Origin of the sequence: Haloglomus irregulare, from assembly GCF_007421925.1 — an archaeon.
Classification (GTDB): domain Archaea; phylum Halobacteriota; class Halobacteria; order Halobacteriales; family Haloarculaceae; genus Haloglomus; species Haloglomus irregulare.
In genome coordinates this window covers 89,079-108,890 of record NZ_QMDX01000007.1, presented here as the reverse complement: position 1 = coordinate 108,890, position 19,812 = coordinate 89,079, and the positions used below count along the sequence as shown (strand labels likewise).

Genomic DNA, 19,812 nt, shown 5'->3' with positions numbered 1-19,812 from the left:
TGCTCGAACCGGCGGCTTAGGAATGCGGATTCAATTAGAGAGAGTTCGAACGACGTCATCGACGGTGAACAGCCGGATGTCATCGCGCTCTTCAGCAGCCTCCGTAACGGATTGCTTGAATCCGCTCCGACCGAACAGTGCGTACTGATATTCCGGCTCCCCGCCACTCTCGGGCGTCCAGTCCACGAGTGGCGCCTCGTTCTCAAGTTGGCTGAGGACATCGTATCCAACTCGTTGTCGACGGAATTTCGCTTCACCGACTACGAGCGTATCTCCAGCCGTCGGGGCGACGATATCGATTTCCCGACCGCTTCCATCCCACCAGTTGATCGGTTCCTCCACGAAGCGATACTGATCGCCGTACTCGTATAGGAGCGCTTGCTGGCACAACTGCTCGAAGGTGCCACTGACGAAGTCGGGGAGCTCCGGTTCGACGAGATCCGCGTACGCGTCGTCACCGTACACCTCGTACCGAGCCGTCCGACCGTACACGAACCGGAACCAGAACCTGAACAACGGATCACTCGTCCGGTATCGGCCTTTCCGACTTCGGTCCGGGTCGACGGTGGCCGGATAGTGCTGCTCGATGACTCGAAGGTCACGCAATCGGCTGAGATAGTAACCGACGCTTCCACTGGTGATGCCAGCCCCCTGGGCAATCTCGTTTGGCGTTCGATTCCCTTCCGCCATCGACTTCAACACCGCGAAGTATCGGTCGACCTCGTCGACCTCGCGGTGGAGGACATTCTCTGGCTCTTCGTGGAGGCTTCCGTCCCGCCGGAGTAACGTCCGCGTGACGTTCTGGTCGAGTGGTTCGTCGTCACGAACTGCTCTGAGATATTCGGGCGTTCCACCGAAGATACCGTAGGTCATCACCTGCTCGCCGGGGTCGTACCCCGGAAAGAACGACAACGCCGCGTCGAACGGGAGCGGTCCAACATCGAGTCGTCCGTTCGGGTCTTTCGCTACCCGCCCATAGAGTGGCCCCGAACCGTCGAGTGCATACTCGTACATCATGCCGATCGCCGACCCTGTGAGGACGAAGGTCGTCTCCGTCTCCGACGCCGTGTGGTCCCAGACCCGCTGAAGAATCGACGGCAGCGCCTCTGTCTGTTCGACGAGATACGGGAACTCATCGACGACCACGACCGCATCTTCCTCCGCGAGATATCCAAAAAGTGCCTCCCATTCCTCGCGTATCCGGGTAATGCCCGGGTGCACAGCTGCGGCATCGCTCACGAAGGACCTGATCTGTTGTTCGGTACTCCCCCGGGTCGCCTGGTAGTAGACGGCGTCATCTCGATTTTTAATTGATTCGAGAACGAGTGTGGTCTTCCCCATACGTCGACGCCCGTACACCACTGCGAGAGCTGCGTCATCTGTCTCGTAAAGCGCTCGCAGCCGGTCGAGTTCTCGTTCTCTGTCGACGAATCGCGCCATATCCTGCGTACCATCGGGAGAAACAAAAATTGTTCGTCCTATCTTAGTTAGAGCTAAGGTAGTTCGTCCTAACTAAACTCAGATTATCTTAGTCAGGGCATCGATCCTCGCTCTCCGAGAGACTCATCGAGCATCATCGATGCCATCCGTCACGTCCGAAACTGATGAACTGCTCTGTTCCGACTCGCGGTAGGCCACGTCGAGATCGAGGTCGTCGTACATGCGATCGAGCATCGACAGCGCCGACTGGAGCTGCGCGTAGTGCTCGCGCATGTAGGCGACGGTTTCGTCGCGAGGGACGACCGAGTAGCCGTCGACGTGGTCGACCTCAAGCGTCGATCGCGGATCAAGGACGATCTGGAGTGGGCCATCGAGTCCGTCCCGCGGCTGTCGCTCGAACACCGTCGGCAGTCCGAACCGCTCGAAAAAGCGCTGCCACGCCTCGACATCCTGCTCGCGGACGGCGAGAAACAGCGGATAGTCGTCGGGATCGCGACCGACCTGGTAGCCCCCCTGCGTCCAGACGTAGACCGCATCGATCCGGGCGAATGCGAACGACCAGTCGCCGAACTGCGGGAGGGCGTACGCCTCCTCGATGGACGGCGGACTCACGCCAGCACTCGCGGCCAGCAAATCGCGTGCGGATTCGCGAACGCGATCGTCGGTGACGAACAGACCATCGTCGTACGCGAGATAGCCCGCGTCCTCGAGTCGGTTCACCGCCTGCCGGACCGTCTCGTAGGGTGCGTGGAGGTGCTGGGCGACCTGCCGGATCGAATCTCCGGACTCAATCGCAAGCAGCACGCGGGCCGCTGTCTCATCGAACAGTTCGTACATCTAATAGTTACCAATAATCCGGTAATCCTCAAAAGTCTTACCCCAGCAGAGACACCAGAGGCCTATATATGACGCTGAGGGAGGGTCCTCTACGAGTCGTTGGTCCCCTGGACGGTCTCTGCACCGACACCCTCGACTTCGACATCAACGTGGTAGTGGACGACCGGGCGGAGTGCCCCGAGGATGACCTCGGCCTCTAGCGGCGAGATCTCCAGGTCCCGCGCCATCAGCTGGTGCGTGACCTCGCCGCGCTCGCGAGCGACAGCGTAGGTGAGCGCCGTCGCGAGGCCGGCGATCCCGTGCCGATCGGTGTAGGCGTCGATGTCTTCGTTTCCGTCGCGCCGCCCAATGGCATCGACCAGCATCGGCGTGACCGTGTACATACGTTCGCCGTGATCAGCAGAGAGGGAGAGTTCGATCTCGACAGCCTCGTACTCGCGCGGTTGCTCGTCGGTGACCACATCGAGAACATCCGCCTCCTGAAGTCGGTTGACATAGCTGTAGGCCGTCCCCTGCGGGAAGTCGAGAGCGTCCATCGCCTCCTTGACCGTCGCAGGGCCTTCGCGATGGACATAGGCGTACAATCGAGCCAGCTGAGGCTCCTCGAGGAGGCCGGCAACCGACAGGAGGTCCCGAACGACATCGCCGTCCCGGGCTGTGCGTGACATTGGTTCCGTTCTGATTACAGATTATGGATAAACTGTAAAGTAATTAGGGGCGCGAGCAACTCAACGAGCCCGGGACCGAGAGAAGTCGAGTGTGGGGGTGGGTCCCGCTCGGACTGATCGGGCAAACATATATTCAAATACCATACCGCTACAGGTGGGTTCGTCTGCGTGTCTACAGTCATCACGAAAACCCTGCAAGCGACGCTCGCACCACCTACAGCGCACAAGGAGTCAAAACTCAACGACTTACTGGATGTCTTCCGTGACGCTCTCAGAGAGGCATTCGATTCGGGCGCACGCACGATGTCGGCAGTGAGCGACATCGTGACGCCGTATGATCTCCCGTATCAGGCCAAAGCCGCACTCTGCAATCACGTTCCGAAGCTCCACAAAACGAACGGAGCCAACGAACTAGACAAGGACCAGCCGATACGGCTCACGAACCAAGCCGCGACCTTCGATCGCTCTGAGGATCGCGACTACGAGTATACGTGGTGTGTCCCGCGCTCCGGCTGGGGGACGAACTTCTGGATTCCGCTCCGGATCACCCCCGATCAAGAGAGCCTCTGGCACGACCTTGTGTCTGAGGACGTGAAACCAGGCCAGATACGCCTTCAGAGATACCGGACGAGCTGGGAACTACACGTCACTGTCCAATACGCGGTTGAAGACCCGGCGACAGACGGTGATCCCACGCACATCGGCTTAGATATCGGAGAAACTGCCCTCATCACGGGCTGTGCCCTCAAGGACGGTTCTCCGACTGACCCGTTCGTGTGTGACGGAAGCAGAGCAAAGCATCTCCGTAAAGAGATGCACACGACCCTGAAACGTCTCCAAGAGCGTGCCGCATCCGAGTGGCGGATCGAGGATCGCTTCTCGCACTACCAGAACGCGCTCACCGATATCGTGGAGAAGACATCTCGACAGACCGTCGAGTATGCCACACAGTTCGAGAATCCGGTGTTGGTGATGGAAGATTTGGCGTACATCCGGGAGCGACTCGACTACGGGGCGTACATGAATCGTCGCCTCCACTCGTGGGCGTTTGCCCGGTTACAGAGTCGAATCGAGGACAAGGCGACAGAAGCCGGCATCCCGGTTGAGTACGTGAATCCGGCATACACCTCGAAAACGTGCCACTCGTGCCATCGAATCGGCCGACGCGTCTCACAGGCTGAGTTTCGGTGTCCGTACGAAGACTGCCACGTTTCGACGTTTCAGGCCGATATCAACGCCGCAGCGAATATCGCACGACGGATCGATCCGTGGGGAGAGAGCGTCCCGCTTGACAAGGCGGAACGCGATGACTCGCCGCGGGATGGGAGCGGTCGTGACACCGCCACGACTCCCCGTGAGCAGAGCTCATCGCAGCAGATGACACTCACGGCGTTTCGAGAGTCGGAACCCTCTACCAGCAGGAATTGACTGGTATTCCCCTTGTAGGGGAAGCCCCTCGTCTTCGGCGGGGAGGATGTCGCCGGCGACGATAGAGGCAGCGACACTGACGGTTCCTTCTGAATGGGTGCGCAGGCAGTAACGGGTAGCAACTGCGTCTGAAACAACTGTGGGGAATATGTGGGGAATCGCTCGATATCGACCGATTTGACGCTTCTAGCGGCGATACACCTATGCGTCGCTAGTCGGTGTAGAATGTGAGGCTGGCTAGAGCCTCACGAACGGAATTGGTACAATTCCAATGAACAGTAGCAACACCGCAGATAAGAACCTACCGGCGACGGTAGAGGCGACGACACACAAAGACCCCAATGGGACCGCAGACTCGCGGACCGACGCCCGCCGCTCCCCCTACTTTCGGGACTACCGAAAGGAACAGGAGCGCCGCCGCTCGACCGACACGGCCGAGACGACCACACTGGTCACCAGACTGGCAGGCTTGCTCTGGGCCATCGTCAACCAAGCGGCTGCAGACAGCTCCGCCCGTGACACGAACGTCGCGACGGACACTGACGCAGATCCAGCGCGCTTCACGGAGCGGACGGCCTCGAAGACCGACTTCGGAACGCGCGCGGAACCCGTCGATGGACTGTACGGCTACACTCCCGACGGTGACCCTGTCGTTCCCGAGCGAGGCCAGCTCATGAGAGCCCGGACCAACGCGAACGGTCAGCCCGCAGACGCGCTCTTAGAGCCCGATGCTGCCGGCGACCTCGCGACCTGGACGCCCGGCAACGCCAGCTCAAACTTCGTCGATCCGACCGGCGAACAGATCGTTGGCGTCGCCAGTGGGCTCGACGAATCCGCGACCCGGACGGCTGCACCGGAGGCGACCGCTCCCGCGACTGTCGACGACCTGCAGGCGTACGACCGACCGGAGGACATCGAGGATGACGATACCACGACCGGCATCGAGACCGCCGATCTGGAGGTCCTGACGCCCGGTGGTGAGTACGTCCGTCTCGGTGACCTGCTCGCCGAACCCGAGCAGTTCGCCGGCACGTCACTGGAATCCATCGAGCGCTCGCTCGCACTGGAAGCCGAGAAGCAGCGCGTCACGGACGGAATCTGTCGCCCGGGCGAACTCAGCGACGAGATCGAACTGGTCGGACACGCGAAGTGGCTGAACAACCGGTTCGACGAACTCGCCGCGCAACGCCCGACGACGACGGAGATCGCCGCAGCTCGCGCTGAGGCTGCCACACAGGCCCGCGAAGAGCGTCTGCGTCCACTCCTCGAGCTGGACTCGGAAACTCACGACGAGGTCTGTACGATGGCGAATCGGCTCCTGAGTGAAGACTTCGAGAAAGTCCACGAGGTGCGCAAGCAACCGCTCACCCTCGCGATCGCGCTTGCAGAGCGTGTCTCCCGAGGTGTCGAGCCCGCGAGTGCACTCCTCAGACAGGCCGAAGCCGAGGCGAACGATCCCCGGAACATCCAGACGATCGGTAACGTCCGATACATGTCGACCCGCCAGACGAAGGGCCGATTCTCGACGCAGGGTCGCGTGGCGATCCTCTTCGAGAACACGCATCCCGGAATCAAGCAGGCCGGCGTGCTCCAGGACGACACCGGATCGATCAAGTTTGCAATTTGGAAGAAGAGCGAGTGGGACGAGACGCGACCGACTCCCGATCCAACGGACGTGAGAGGCCGGACGCTGATTCGTTCACATCGCTTCTCTGAGTTGCAAGTCGGCGACCTCGTGCGCTGTGAGGAAGTCGTGAAGGGATGGTACAACGACACCGCGACGTTCGAAACGCGCCGTGACAGTACGTTGACCATCCTCGAACGGGCCGACACCGACGAGTCTGAGGTCAAAGGTCACGATGAGAAAGCAGGCGATGACATGGTAGCCCCCGAACAGTAGCGAATCGTAGCACCCAGAGTCCAGTCCGGACTCAGAACTGTAACCCCTCTTTCAGAAGCACCAAATCCAATAAGTCTCGGTGAGAGCAGGCTGGTACGGTACGCGTACCCCTAATCAGCGTGTAGCGAGAATTGGTTCGACATGGGCAGCTGGGACCTTGCCATCATGCTCTTGATGACCAAGTCGAGCGAAATCTCGTTGTCAAGATTATTGGAAACGCGTTTGACACAGAGAGCATTTCCCCGGTGCCAGCTTTCTCGCAGCTACAAGCGTTAGGTGTAGGCGCGTTCCAGTTCAAGAAAGCCTCTCAGCATATCGAATAGTAGGATACAGCTCATACCCCACTGTGCCTGGTGATACCGAAGATGGCCGTGGGCGATCTTATTCCGAACATTCTGACCGGAGAGATCCGTGTATCGGTACCGCATGTAGGTTATCCATGATTCAGAGACATCCCCTTCTAACTGGCCCAATAACCCAGTCATTGATCGAGGATGTAACTCGCCGGTGTGAGGGTCAAGCCGAAGCGTGCTCTTCCCATACTCTTCCATCTGGCTGCGGATCACCGCCTCAAGCTGCGCCATCCCGATATGGGTTGCTGCTGACCCCCGGTTTTCGAAGAACGCAATCACAAAGTCGGTCAGAAATGCGATTGTGTCAGCTCGCAACGCGTCGCGTCTGTTAAACAGGATAAAGAAGTCGCCCTCGTGAAGCAGCCCCCGATTCACTAACCGATAGACCAGATCTTGCACCACCTTGTGACTGTGCTGTACTGCGACCGAGTACAGATCTGACCAGTCACCACCTGATTCATCCTGTGAATACGACCCACCTGATGATGTGATGGTTCTGGACTGCACAAGATCGCGGAACGACACTCCTGGCCCGCGATCAACCGGCTCTGGATCAGGAACCAATATATCTCGGTTGATCAGCCACTTAATCGCAAAAACAGCATGCCGTTCCTCTTTTAGCTCCTCAAATTGGTCAATAATCGATTCAAGCGCGTTATCGAGCTCCTCAATCTCCTCATCCGGCAGCTGATGCGAAAATTCACCCATCTCATCAATACTCGCCCGGTTCGCCTCACGATGCTCTTGTTCCCACTCTGCACGCGTCGCCTCATCGACCCACTCAACACACTCCTGGACAGCCTCGTGAGCCACCGACGCGCGCACCGCATGCTGGCTGCCTTGTAGAAACTCCAGCTGTTCATGATACGACTCGATAATCCCGTCCTTCGCCGCCTCCACCGCTCGATCCGTCGGCCGACAAATTCCCAGATAATACCGCCAATACTTCCGGCAAGTATCGTAATCCCGCTTCTCACGCGCTTCATCCGCCTGCTCCTCCAAGAAGATGAGCAGATTGTCGACGACAGCAGCGGGAATAGCCTCAGGATGCTCAATAATCAAATCGAGAATATCGAACGTCGGCCCAATGGCCAACTCATCCGCACGCCGAAGAAAGGTAATCGATTCCTCAACCGTTGCTTCAAGTGCCTCATCATGCTGGAGTTGCACCAGTAGCTGTAACCATTCCTCAAGCAGCGTTGCTGCTAATTGTGGCCAACCTTCTCTATCGGCAATCTCAAATCCCCCCTCCAGTTTCGTGAGTGCTAACTCTGCCCCATCACGATACGTTTCATCTTCGATCCACCGTGATAACCCCACAACAGCAGTAAGAAACGGATGATCACAATCGGTCTCAACGATCTCATCACGAATCTCATTAGGCGAGCGGCCCCACTCCTGCCGCATCTCTCGAAGCACCGTTGAAAACTGATAGCGGAACGTCGAATCATGTGGCCCCACCTTCAGTAACGATTCCAGTTCCTTTACCAATCGCATCCTACCCACAGGATATCAATGAACTGTTATAAATGATGATTCATAGATTTTGGCTCAAGACTGACGAAAGGAGTTACCGGGAGGGGGCAATCTTCGAAATCCGTCGGGACAGTGGGTTCACGATCCCAGAGCCTACTGGTGAGAGAGCGAACGATGGATGTTCCCGTTGACCTCCTCCCCCCGCGACGTGGGGGGAATCCCACCACGGAATTTCAGGCCATGTGAAGCGGCCAGTCGGTTTCAAGACGCATGCGTTCCAAGCGTCGTTTGCCGGGATTCGGCATCTGCCTGGGTGTCTTGTGGCCCGGTCAATGAGGCCCCATCCGTAGCCGAGTCATCGCCAGTAGCCTTCTTTCCGGTATCCCGGTTGCTTCGGCGCTGGCTCTCTCCGCTACGGTAGCGGTCTGCGATATTGATCGCGGCGTTGACATCTGCCTGGTACTCCCCGACCCAGCACTCGTCGTTCGTGCATCGAAACCTCGCCTGCTCGGGACGCGCTCCTTTCTCTCCGCAGACGTGGCACTCTTTGGACGTGTTCCGGGGGTTCACCGTCTCGACGGGAATCCCGGCTTCCTCAGCCTTATATTGGATCTGGGCGTGGAGTTTGGCGAACGCCCACCCGTGCAATCGCCGGTTCATGAACGCGCCGTATTCCATGTTCTCGCGGATGTACTGGAGGTTCTCCAGCACCAGCACGGGGGAGTCAACCTGTTGAACGCGTTCGACCACGTTCCGTGAGACGCGATGGAGGATGTGGTCGATACGGTCCCACAGACTATCGCCGTACGTCTCAGCTATCCGCTCACTATCGCGCCGTTGGAGGCGGCGTGTCGCTGTGAAATACGTTTTGCGGAGGTGTCGTACCTGCGAGGCGTCGTCGCTGTAGATGTCGGGAGCAGTCGGGGTGCCGCGCTCGTCACGGTGACACACCGTGGCCAAGGCAGCATCCCCAATGTCCACCCCGACCGGCGTCCTGTCGGTGGACACCGACCGAGCTTCGACGTCACGGGTCGCGGTGACGTGGAGGTACCATTTGCCGTCGCGTTCAAGGAGCCGACACTCACCCATCTCGGCGTCACCCGCGTGCAACGCTTCCAGCCACGGGCGTTGTTCGGGATTCGCAGCGGCGGGCATCCAGAGGTTATAGTCCTCGTGGTGGGGGATTTTGACGTACCACTCGTAGTGATTCTGTGGCTGGTGGTCGAGTCGGATACCCTCGTTGGTAAACTTCACCGGGTGATCGTCATGGAGTTCGTCGGCGTCGTAACTGCCACCACAGAGTTGCGGGACGTACTGCTTGAGGGCGTTCTTCACGTAGCCACTGAGGGCATATTTAACAACCACGTCGTTCGCTTCGGTTCGGGTGGTACAATTCGCGTCGAAGGCAGTCTGTAGCGCCTGCTGGTACGCTATTTTTGTCTCACGGAGCTTGCGCTCTTTGTGCGTGTTGGGGGTGACGAGGTGCAGCTCCAGCGTCTTCGTGACGACAGGCATCGGCCGTACCCTCACTAACGACAGAACGACCCATATACCTCATCCATCCGGAGTGAAACTAAACCATCTGAAATTCCGTATCCCGACAGGCATGAAGGATACCAAACTGTGGCTACTGCTCAACCTGCGCCTGAAGATGCGAACATATGTACGGACTGGACCCCCGACTGGTGGCTGGCGCAGGAGAACGTCGAGACTGTCGAACAGGATCGGTCTGAAGTGTCAATGACGACTGGTAGGAAGGTGACCCCCGAACAGTAGCAACCTGTAGCACAGCGAGTCTCCATCCGAGACTCAGAACCATAGAACCCCCTCTTTCCGAAGAAAATCGGTCAATTGGAAACCCTCCTCAGTTGATACTGGTGGCGTACAAAGAGGGTGCATGCAACAATCCGGCGCTCTCTGCTTCACACCCGATAGGGTGAACTGTCCGACACGAGAAGTATGTGTACTGATTATTACCTCGGAGCTTATACTGTAGACTACCGTATCCAAAATATGTCTGTGTCAGACGCATGGCTAATGGCGATCGGGCTCCTCGGACTCACCCTTACTTACCTTCTTCTCGGTTCGAGCGAACAAGTCTTTGAATTTGGTGCCCTCCGATTTAATCCGTATCTCGCCGCTATCAGCGGCTTCGGCTTTCTTGTAGTCTGGGGAGCATTATCGGTGTTCGGACTTACCTCACCGATTCTTGAGGCACTGGGATCCCCAGAGTAAAGGAAAGATTCTAGACTGGACGATTGGTCTATTATCTGTATCTATCACTCCGTTCTCACCCCGAATGACGACCAACCGTGACAGATTCGCGCTGTGTATTCCGCACGGATGATGAAACATATAACCGGATGAGGATTTCAACAATGCCAAATCCGCCGAGTAAAAAGCAGAGTAGTTACCCCACGAACAGAACACACTTCGGTGTTGTGGGGTAACTGATTACGAACGACGGCTCCGCCAGAACCCGACCATAATTAATCCGAACCACTCAAAACGAGTATGATGGACTCGTCTACCCCACTGTGTCTGTTCACCGGCCGCGTTGAGGCCCGGAATGGAGAGTATGTTGTCACGGTTCCTGAACAAGAAGTCGAACTCGGGAACCTCGAACCCGGAGAGAGCTATCGAATCGGGGTATACCCTGGCGTGAATACCTCAAGTCCTACGAGCCCTGAGAGTTCTGTGACCACAGATCGAGACGACGGAGAAGTCCAGACCACGCAGAGACGGGCTGGACCACAGCTTCCCCGGGATGTCACTCCAAGGGCTAAGACAAGCGCCCCAGCAAGCTCTCCGGACGAAACGTCGAACCAGCCGCCAGTGACCGAGGGAGAAACGCTCCAGCTCGACATCGAGGACGTCGGCGACCAGGGCGACGGCCTCGCCCGGGTCGGCCCTGGATACGTGGTGTTCATCCCCGATACGGAGATCGGCCAGCAGCCGCTCGTCCGGATCGAAACCGTGCGCGAGAACTTCGCGTTCGCCGAGGTCGTCGGGGAGTAACTGCTGAAGGATCGGATACAGTATGGGTCGAGGCGTTCGCTCGCCGCATAATGATGCCGAGTTACCCCACGCCAGCTAATTATGCCCCCCATCGTGGGGTAACTCTGTTGAGACGAGATGCGCAACGAATGGCGCCGATGCATCGCTTTCTAAGTGATATATACGATACCGAGCCAGACCGACCCGATGAAGCGGACGACAACGCCGATCGATCGGCAGTCAGCAGCGCGAGGCAGACGATGAGCCGCTCCGAACAGTACTGGGTAACACTGTCGGTCCCATGGCTCGTTCGAGGAGCCCACGCGATACAGGACGCGATCAACATCGCTGTCAGTGAGGTCGGAACACGGGTGAGCGAAGCGGATACCACACACGTTGATCACTGCGATATCAGCATCCAGACAATCTCCTGTACGACCTGTGGGACGCCAATGGAGGCGGTGCTCGTCGTGGCCGAGACAGCGCTCGTTGGGCTCACGCTCGAGTGTGCCGTCACAGCACAATCAACCGAGGACGCCGAACAGACCAGCCGACGTGAACTTGGGACGGCATTCGACGGCACACCGCTCGTCCCGGTCGGGACTGTCAGAGCGGACCTCCACCCAGAGGAGGAGTGAATTCGACGAGTGAGGTGGAGACGAGAACCGCTCAAGCGGCGTCGTCCGGGACGACAGCCGAAACCACCACTTCGATTGCGCTCACGTCCTCGCCGTAGGCCTCCGTTGCCTCCTCGCGGAACGGGGCGTTGCCGATCTCGAATGCCTCGAGGCGCTTGCGGGTCTGACGGGCCGTCTCGGCGACCCACGCATCTCGGGTCGCCTCGTCGACCTCGGTGATCGACTCCGGTTCGATGGCCACGTTCGTCCGATCGCCCCGCTCGTAGGTCCGCAGCTTCCCGACGACCGCGACGTACGCCGGCGGCTCCGCTGCTCGCAGCACCCCCATCGCCTCGGGCTGGTACTGTCCGGCGTACACGTACACGGGCGAGTCGGCAGCGAACACCTTGCCCTGCCAGTACTCGGCGTCGGAGCCGACATCGGCGGTCTCTGCGAGCGTCCCGACGACGAACACACGGTTGACGCCCACCCCGGTCGGGGTCAGGCCGTAGACGGGTGCCCGCTCCTCGTCGGACTCCTGGAACGTCTCCGTCGTCCCGTTGAGTTCCTCCGCGAACAGCCGCCGAGCTGGCTGCCGGGCCGTGAGTGCCGGTTCGACCGCGTCGGCGTCGAACCCGTCCGGAGCGTCGGTCGTCTCTTCGGCGTCGTTCACGAGAAAGTACGTGCCCACGACGCTCCCGGTCAGCCGGTACCGCCGGCCGAGCAGTTGCGCACTGATCTCCTCGGCGACCACGTCCGTCGAGAGCGCGTCCATCGCCATGTCGGTCGCATCGCTCAGCGAGATGCCGGTCACCGCCTCGGTAGCAGCGGCGTCGAACAGGGCGCTCAGCGAGCGCTCACCGTCGTCGAGGATCGCTTTGATGCGGAGGTCGAACTCACCGTCGCGCTGGCCGTGCTCCGCACACCGGCCGTTGCGGAGGACGCGCGTGCAGTCGTCGGCCCCACATCGCTTGATCAGTCCCGAACCCTCCTGGATATCGACGATGCTTCCGACCACCGCGACGCTCCCGTCGCTTGCCGCCACGACGTCGTCGGAGGGGCTGATCGCCGTCGCGGAGTTACAGCTCACCGAGAACCGACCCTGGTATTCGTCGGTCACAACGCTCTCGAAGCGGTAGGCCTCGCCCTCCTCCAGTTCGGGGAGGTCGGCACTCGTCCACTTCACGAACTTGAGTCGGCCGGACTCGTCGCCGAGCAGCCCGACCTGGGCAATCTTCTCGCTCCGGGGTTCCCAGAGTTCGACGACCTCGGCGACGACGTCGATCCACTGGTCGGCCTCGTCGACGTCGGTGAGCATCGTCCGAGAGAACCCACGAGAGCGCCCACCGTAGCCGGCCAGCCGGGCGATGTCATCCGAGAGGTCGGCTCGCTCGAGGTCGGCGTCGGCACACGCCTTGCGGACGAGGGTCCGGACGGCCTCGTCCGCCGGCACGCGGTACGCACACAGTCGCTCCAACTGGGCGGCCACGTCCTCGGTATCGAGGGCGAACGCGGGTTCAGCTCGGCTCTCGTCGAAAGCGACGAACGCGTCGGTGATGATCTGTACACGGTCCTGCAGGTCGGGAGTGGTTGCACTGGACATTGCGGAACTCCGAGGATTCACGAGCGCGGCTCGCTGCCGAAGCCGATCGTCGTCAGCACGACCGACTCGTCGCCCGCTCTCGCGATCTCCTCACCCCCTTCGGGAGGATAAATACAGACGGAAGGGCTGGAACGGCCACGGCTGCGGTCTCGGTACAACCCGGGACATCAGGAAAACCAACGACGGAGCCGACGAGACAACCCGGTAGATGACTCCGTCTCCGGTTCGGATGAGTCCGCATCGACCTCACAGGTGTCCTCGTCGTTGTCGGGGGGAGTCGGCTCGTGGTCGTCGTCCCCCTGACCGTTCGAGGATGTGTTAGAGGATTCCTCAACGTCGTGTCCGATAGGGCGCTCGTTCCAGAACGAGGAGTCGTCCTGCCACCCGTTTCCTGCGGCAGTATCGACTATTCCGTCATCTCTCGGGCGAACACTGTTGTCGGGCTGGTCGATTCCGAGGACGGCGCGATACTGTCGAAGCCGGGCTTCGAGGTCCGCGATACGCTCGCGTTTTGCATCGAGTTCACGCTGCTGGCGCTGTACCTGTGCGGCCAGCCGGCGGGCGTCCTCGACCGCCCCGGCGTCGATCGGTGGCGACTCGCTGGGCTGATCCGGCCCAGAGGAGGGAGAGGTGCTGGACTCGTCCGGTGACCGATGTCTGTCGTCGGATCCGGACGAGGTGGACGGTGCCGGTGGCGTGTAGTAGTCGTCGACGGTCAGGAGTGTCCGGGCGAGACAGACCGCGCCGTAGGTCGCCCCATTAGCGAAGTGAACCTTGTCCCACTTCCCCCGCATGAGTCCCGAGTCGCGGAACAGACGGTCCATCCGGTCGGGATCACCGCCGGTCCAGAACGCCAGGTAGAAGCACAGGCCCATATCGGCCTCCGACTGCGAGGGATATCGGCTGTCCCGCCCGCTCCAGAGCTCCGAGCGGCCGTCGTAGAGCGCCTCGATGACATCACCGCTCTTCGAGTCCATCGCACGCTCCAGTACTGTCTCGTCGTCGAGACCGACGCCTGGGCCCGCGATGTCGTCCATCGAGGTCGGCAGCGGTGAGGGAAGCGCCGATGGACTCAGTCCATGCAGGGCGGCCTCAAGACCCGGGTCCTCGATATCAGGGTAGTCCAGTCCGTAGCGGGCGTACAGCCCCGAGTCCGATCCGAGTGCCGTGGCTGTCCCCGAGGCCCCTGTCTTGTCGGTTGTCTCCCCGGTTGCCGGCTCGCCGGCCGGGTCTCCGCGCTCGTCCGCTGACGAGTCGGGACGATCGGCACCCTCGGCAGCCGCCTCGAGGTCGACCGGCGCCGTCTCGGCGTCGGGGGGTGACTGGACGTACTCGTAGTGGACACCGAGCAGCGCATCCTGGCGTCGCTCGAGAGACGTTGGCGTCCCCTCGATGTGGTCGGTCGTGACGGTGAAAAAGCGAGCCTCATCGTACATCTCGACGTCACCGCGCCGATTCCGACCTGGCGGGAGTTCGCCCTCGATTATGACGTGAACGCCCTGCCCCGAGGGCGACACCTCGGTGTAGGAATCCAGCCGGTCGACAATGTCCTGTGCCCACGATGCGAGTTCGCCCGTCGTGGAATCCCGACAGTCATCCAGATCCACACCGACGATGGGTGTCGCAGGCGCGAACACGAAGCCGATCCCGTCGGTCCAGACGCGGTCGCTCTCGTGAAACGCGAGTGCGCTCTCCAGATCCCGCCAGTGGCCGGCCTCGGTCGCGCTGGCGTTCGGCGTGCCGTTGGTGTGGTAGGGCTTGATAGGAACTTTAGTCGTCTTCCCGTCACGTTCTGTCTCCTGCCAGCAGATCCACTGCTCGAGGTCTGCCAACCTCTCAGGAATCAGATTGACGTTGATATCGCTACTCATGATGCTCGTCTCTGGTGGGTGAACCTGTGCCGGTCACGCCCGATTCGAGGCGTCGATAAATCGCCGTGCATCGCTGTGCGCCGGGCCAGGCGGTGGGTGCGTATCCGTGCGCTCGAAATCGCAAGCCCGTGCGCCCCCGGTGCGGACGTGCGAGTTCTCCTCCCCCAAACTACTAGTATAGGTATCGAGTCGACTGGCCCAGCACGGATGGAGCGCGGCCGAGAGCAGCTATCGAGCGCACCGTGCGCCCAACAACTAACCCAGATCGTCACCGGTCGACCTCCCTGTCCGTCCGGTCAACCATTCGGACGAGATTCCGCCCCCCGACGAACCGCCACTCCCGGGGATTCTCGAATGCCTGCTCGGAGAGACGTGCATAGTTTTCGATATCTCGATGTGGCACCGTCTGAAGCCGTCCAGCATCGACCAGAACTCTGATAATTTCGTGCGCAACGTCGGTGTGAGGCACCACCCACATCTTCCGGACGCCGTCGAAGCTCGCGAGGTCGTCGTAGTGTTTGATCATCAGGTCGGGACGGATGTTCGTCACCACCTCGGCGATAACCGCCAGCGTCCGCCCGTCATCGTCGCCTGGGAGGAACGCAGCGACGTCGAAGATCATCCCGCCGGCCATCGGCTCGTAGTACGTCTCGACCAGCAAGCCCTGATTTCGGAGGTGGCGGGCAGTGTACTCGACGTACACCTTGTGGACGGTCTTCTCGAACGGGTCACCGTCGTTGCGGCCCGAATAGATCGTCCGATCGACCGTGTCCTGCCCTGCCGGAGTGACATAGTAGTACTTCCGCGTGTTGACCGACTGAAGTTCGAGGTAGCCCATCTCGACGAGTCGGTCCTCGTCAATCTCGCCGTCGACACCGTTCCGAATCGTCGTCATCGACTGGGTGAGGTCGTATCCCTCCAGTTCCCCGTTGATCCCTGCGATGACGTCTCGGAGAAACTGTTGCTCTGCTGGAGTCAGCGAGTATGATTCTCCATTGGCCGGGGGACTCTCCGAGGACGCATCCGCAGCAGCACGGCCATCGTCTGATGGGGGACCTACAGCGGAGTCATCGGAAATCCCGGCAGTCGAATCGGACGGAGCCGGCGATGGACCGCGTGGGGCGCTCCCCGTTCCAAGAACGGTCCCGAACTCGTTCGAGGCACCACCGACCTGACCATCCGCTCGGTCCTCGTTGGAGGAGTCATCACGGCTGTCCGCAGAGTCGTCCCCGGGTATCGTCGAACCAGCCACTGAATCCCGCTCGGTCGTATTCGGGGACCTCTCACGATCTGAATGAGAGGAATTAGTCGTCGGCGGGATCGTCGACGAATCCGACGGAGATTCCGAACGGATCGCCTCACTGTTCAACGGTCCCGTTCCGTATCGCGCGGCTCGCTGTGCAGCGTCCGGCGGGCTGTTCACGCCCGGCACGAGACAGTAGCTGAACCGGGTGCGCGACCACTGGAGTTCATCCGCCTCCTGGTAGGTCATCCCCGCGTCGGGGCTGTATGTCCCGGCGTCGACCGGGTCCTCGCCGTCGCTGTGTCCCGACGGAATCGGGAGCGGCTTGAGCGTCACTAGCTCCGGTGTGTCAGTCATGAACCCCGTATCCGGGAGTTGAGCCAGCCACTCACCCCGGGGGAGAGAGGCGATCCGGTTCGACAGTTCGATGGCGTCAAGTTCCTCGTGAAACAGCGTCGACGCGAGCTCGTCGTCGATAGCGAGCTTCCCGATCAGCTTGGTGTTGATGTTCCGGAGAATCTCCTTGTACGCTCGCGTGTCCAGCGCGTCGCGTTTCACCTGTTCGGGGAAGTGGACGATCAGCTCGAACGCGAGTGCGAACTCGCGAGCGTCGGGGATCATCTCATCGCGAACCAGGCTCGCCTGCATGATCGGGGCCGCCTCGTCGATGATCAGATTCACGCAGTATCCCTCGTCGGGGGCGGGAACACCCCGATTCCAGCGCTCGCGAAGTCGAACCCACGACCAGAGGTAGTCCAGCATCAACACGGTGAATACGTTGCTCGAGGCCGGACGGAACTCACCCGTGTCGACGAGGATGACCTTCGACGAATCCAGTAGCCGATCCAGGTCGAGCAGCATCTGCTCGTCGGCGTACTGGCGAGTGTCGTTGTCCCACTCGGGGACGAAGTTGAGCATCCGCCAGATGAAGTCCCGCTCTTTGAGCTTGGTGATCCGGTTCAGTACCGCATCGATAGAGGTGGCAAAGCGACGTTCGTCCCCGCTGAAGTGCCGCTTGAGCGTGGCGTGAAGTTCGGAATCGCTCACGGTTGGAGTGACCTGTTTGGTTTGCATCCGTGTGGCCGCCTTGAGCAGGTCGCTGATCGCAAAGGCATCGTCCCCATACACCGGGTCGAAGAGGGCGACGATGAGGTTCGAGAGGATCTCTTGGGCGACGAACGCCTGGTTGTGCTGTTCCTCGCCGAGGACGTATTCGAGAAGTTCGTTGTAGCGGTCGACCTTCTCCTGGACTGCCGCCTCGCGGCTCATCCCGGCCGCCACCTGCGGTCGGATGTCGAAGAACGGGAAGGCTGGAAGCTCGCCGTTCGGGCCCGGTACCGGGAGATGGATCACGTCGTCGAGATCGCCGAATCGTCGGAAATGCGCTCGCTTGTACTCCGTCGCCATGCTGCCGCCCTTCTTGTCGAAAATGAAGATCGGCCCGTCGAGCTCCTCGTAGGCACTCAACCCGTCGTTGACCATTGCGGTCGTCTTCCCGCTCCCCGTCGTCGACGCTCGGAGAACGTGGTGGGTGAGCTGCTCGGCAGTCAGACTGATCGGAATGTTCGGCCGGTCCGGCGTGGCGGTCTCAGCCTCCCCGATACACATCCCGGTATCGAACTTCGCGAGCAGTTCCTCGTCCGTCGCGGTGAGCGGTGACCGGGCGTCGGGAGACCCGCCGGACGCGCCACGACTGGCCTTCGGAAGGGCCCCCGTGTTCGGGACAGTCACGAAGTTGGCGAGTTCGTCGGGACTGGTGACAATGATGGGATTGGCACTCTCGAAGCGCTCGCGGATACCCGTCCGCCCGAGGCGTGCCTCACAGAGGTCCTCGAACTCACGGGTCACCGCATCGACGGCCGCTCCCTCGACGCCGTAGTATGGGCCGCTGAGGGCAGTGAATGCGCCCGTTACACCGTTGATCACGCTGGACTCACCGCCGGCCCGCAGCGAGAGGTCGAACGTGACAGTAGGCTGTTTGAGGTCGATCTGTCCCATCCGGCTGTGCCGGGTCGATGGGCCGTCACCGCCACCCGAGAGAGTCCCGCCGATCTGCTCAGGGGTATCGGGCCGGTGGCGCTGTCGACGTTCCTCTTCGGAGGTGCCAAACAGCATCGCTCCCGCTTCCTGCTTGAACGCGCTCCACATCCCCGTCGTGCCCATCTTCAGATTTCGCTTGTGGGTCTCGGCTTCTTTTGTCCAGTCGCGCCGGGGAGTGAATACCGCCTGAAACAGGAACGGCTCGTCCGTCTCGGTGGCCTGTTCGAGCAAGACGCTCAGAGGCGAACGGAACGCCTCCTCGATGTCGACGGACACTTCGCTGAACTGCGAGAGCAACGTCATCCAGTCGTTGTTCTTCGTCTCGACGCCGCTCCAGCGAACCATCGCCGGAGGGGTCGGATCATCGCCGTCATCGGGACCGGGGACTGGCGCATCTGAATCGCTCGCACCGTCCAAGAGTCCAGGGTCGAATCCCTCCAGATTCGCGAGCTCATCTAGTCCCTCGAACGACTCGAGATCGACGAGGGTGGCCCGGTCCGGTTCGGCGTCGTCGACGAACACCGCGCTGGTCGCGAAGGGGACGATTTCGAAGCGGAAGCGTTCGGGATACATCGCCCGGACGTTCGCTGCGAGGTGTTCGACCGCCTCGACTTCGTAGGGACGGACGCCGAGATAGAAATCGAATCGCTGTGTGGCTTCGGGTTTGTGAATCAGGAACTCGAAGGAGTGGTGTGTACTCACGAACGAGAGGCGTCGCTCAACGTGGAACGGGAGTGTGCGGCCGCTTCCCGCTCGGTAGAGCCCGTAGAGCCCCTTGATGACGTGGTCGGGAGTGACCTGCTCGCGGGCCGGCGTGATTTTGATGTACGGCCGAGGACCGTCACCGTCCGATTCGCTTTCGGGAGTGCTACTGCCGCCTACTTCAGACAGCTCCTCGGGAGAGGGCGGGTCATCGGAGTTGATCCCTCCGAGGTCCTCCTGTGTGTCCGATTCGGGCGAGTCCGCTGTCGAGCCTGTCTCGCTGGAGGAACCGTCACCGAATCGGGTCGCAAGCGCTCGCTGGATGTCTGTCTCGTCGATGCTCGGAAACCGAGGATTGCGGGTTGAATCACCACCGCCCTGGCGGTTGCTGGTCGGGCGATCGGTCATCTCTCCCGATCTCCCGTGAACGAAGAGCGTGCCGACCAGCACTCGTGGGGAGCTGAGCGACGACTGGGCGGGCGATGCGACTGCTGGGTGTGAATCGTGTACATACTCTGGAATGACGGGCCCCTACCGAAGCGTGGTTCGCGCCGGGGGACCCGGTACTCACTGCTGACGTCGACAGCGGGCGACCGGGCGGCTCTCGGGTGCGAATAACACATCGATGACGGGGTGT

The 19,812-nt window shown here is 60.7% G+C and carries 11 protein-coding genes and 1 pseudogene; 4 read left to right on the top strand and 8 right to left on the bottom strand.

Annotation, left to right across the window (positions count from 1 at the left end; translation table 11 throughout):
* Window positions 1-30 precede the first annotated feature (30 nt).
* The 3 genes from DP107_RS12075 to DP107_RS12065 all read right to left on the bottom strand — a co-directional run bounded on the left by DP107_RS12075 (window position 31) and on the right by DP107_RS12065 (window position 2,945).
* Window positions 31-1,440, bottom strand: coding sequence for an ATP-binding protein (locus DP107_RS12075; RefSeq protein WP_144262410.1), 1,410 nt, complete (start codon window positions 1,438-1,440; stop codon window positions 31-33).
* 123 nt (window positions 1,441-1,563) lie between these two features.
* Window positions 1,564-2,277: a helix-turn-helix domain-containing protein gene (locus tag DP107_RS12070; RefSeq protein WP_144262409.1), complete on the bottom strand. Its 714-nt coding sequence runs from the start codon at window positions 2,275-2,277 to the stop codon at window positions 1,564-1,566.
* A gap of 89 nt (window positions 2,278-2,366) precedes the next feature.
* Window positions 2,367-2,945, bottom strand: a complete 579-nt coding sequence (locus tag DP107_RS12065) for a DUF7437 domain-containing protein (RefSeq protein WP_144262408.1) — start codon at window positions 2,943-2,945, stop codon at window positions 2,367-2,369.
* Between the two features lie 168 nt (window positions 2,946-3,113).
* On the opposite strand from DP107_RS12065, the gene DP107_RS12060 reads away from it, so the two are divergent.
* On the top strand, window positions 3,114-4,373 hold the full coding sequence (locus DP107_RS12060) for an RNA-guided endonuclease TnpB family protein (protein ID WP_144262407.1): 1,260 nt from the start codon (window positions 3,114-3,116) through the stop codon (window positions 4,371-4,373).
* 271 nt (window positions 4,374-4,644) lie between these two features.
* Entirely contained in the window at window positions 4,645-6,273 is a 1,629-nt protein-coding gene (locus DP107_RS12055; protein ID WP_144262406.1) for a hypothetical protein, read from the top strand.
* 272 nt (window positions 6,274-6,545) lie between these two features.
* Here the strand turns inward: DP107_RS12055 and DP107_RS12050 are convergent, their stop codons facing one another.
* Both DP107_RS12050 and DP107_RS12045 read right to left on the bottom strand, forming a co-directional pair.
* On the bottom strand, window positions 6,546-8,123 hold the full coding sequence (locus tag DP107_RS12050) for a DUF4209 domain-containing protein (protein WP_144262405.1): 1,578 nt from the start codon (window positions 8,121-8,123) through the stop codon (window positions 6,546-6,548).
* Window positions 8,124-8,363: 240 nt separating this feature from the next.
* Window positions 8,364-9,617 (bottom strand): RNA-guided endonuclease InsQ/TnpB family protein, encoded by a 1,254-nt coding sequence (locus DP107_RS12045; protein WP_144262404.1) that lies wholly within the window; start codon window positions 9,615-9,617, stop codon window positions 8,364-8,366.
* A gap of 1,320 nt (window positions 9,618-10,937) precedes the next feature.
* On the opposite strand from DP107_RS12045, the gene DP107_RS20825 reads away from it, so the two are divergent.
* Window positions 10,938-11,120 (top strand): TRAM domain-containing protein, encoded by a 183-nt coding sequence (locus DP107_RS20825; protein WP_238330875.1) that lies wholly within the window; start codon window positions 10,938-10,940, stop codon window positions 11,118-11,120.
* 239 nt (window positions 11,121-11,359) lie between these two features.
* The gene (locus DP107_RS12035; RefSeq protein ID WP_238330874.1) at window positions 11,360-11,737 is read left to right on the top strand and encodes a DUF555 domain-containing protein; all 378 of its coding nucleotides are present in this window, start codon (window positions 11,360-11,362) and stop codon (window positions 11,735-11,737) included.
* A 634-nt stretch (window positions 11,738-12,371) separates the two neighbouring features.
* On the opposite strand, the pseudogene DP107_RS21445 reads toward DP107_RS12035, so the two are convergent.
* The 3 genes and pseudogenes from DP107_RS21445 to DP107_RS12015 all read right to left on the bottom strand — a co-directional run.
* Window positions 12,372-13,319: pseudogene (locus DP107_RS21445) on the bottom strand (hypothetical protein); the annotation flags it as partial.
* Between the two features lie 167 nt (window positions 13,320-13,486).
* Window positions 13,487-15,190 carry a phage NrS-1 polymerase family protein gene (locus DP107_RS12020; protein WP_185977290.1) on the bottom strand — a complete coding sequence of 568 codons (1,704 nt, stop codon included), beginning with the start codon at window positions 15,188-15,190 and terminating at the stop codon, window positions 13,487-13,489.
* 268 nt (window positions 15,191-15,458) lie between these two features.
* On the bottom strand, window positions 15,459-19,583 hold the full coding sequence (locus DP107_RS12015; protein ID WP_144262400.1) for a hypothetical protein: 4,125 nt from the start codon (window positions 19,581-19,583) through the stop codon (window positions 15,459-15,461).
* Window positions 19,584-19,812: the final 229 nt, after the last annotated feature.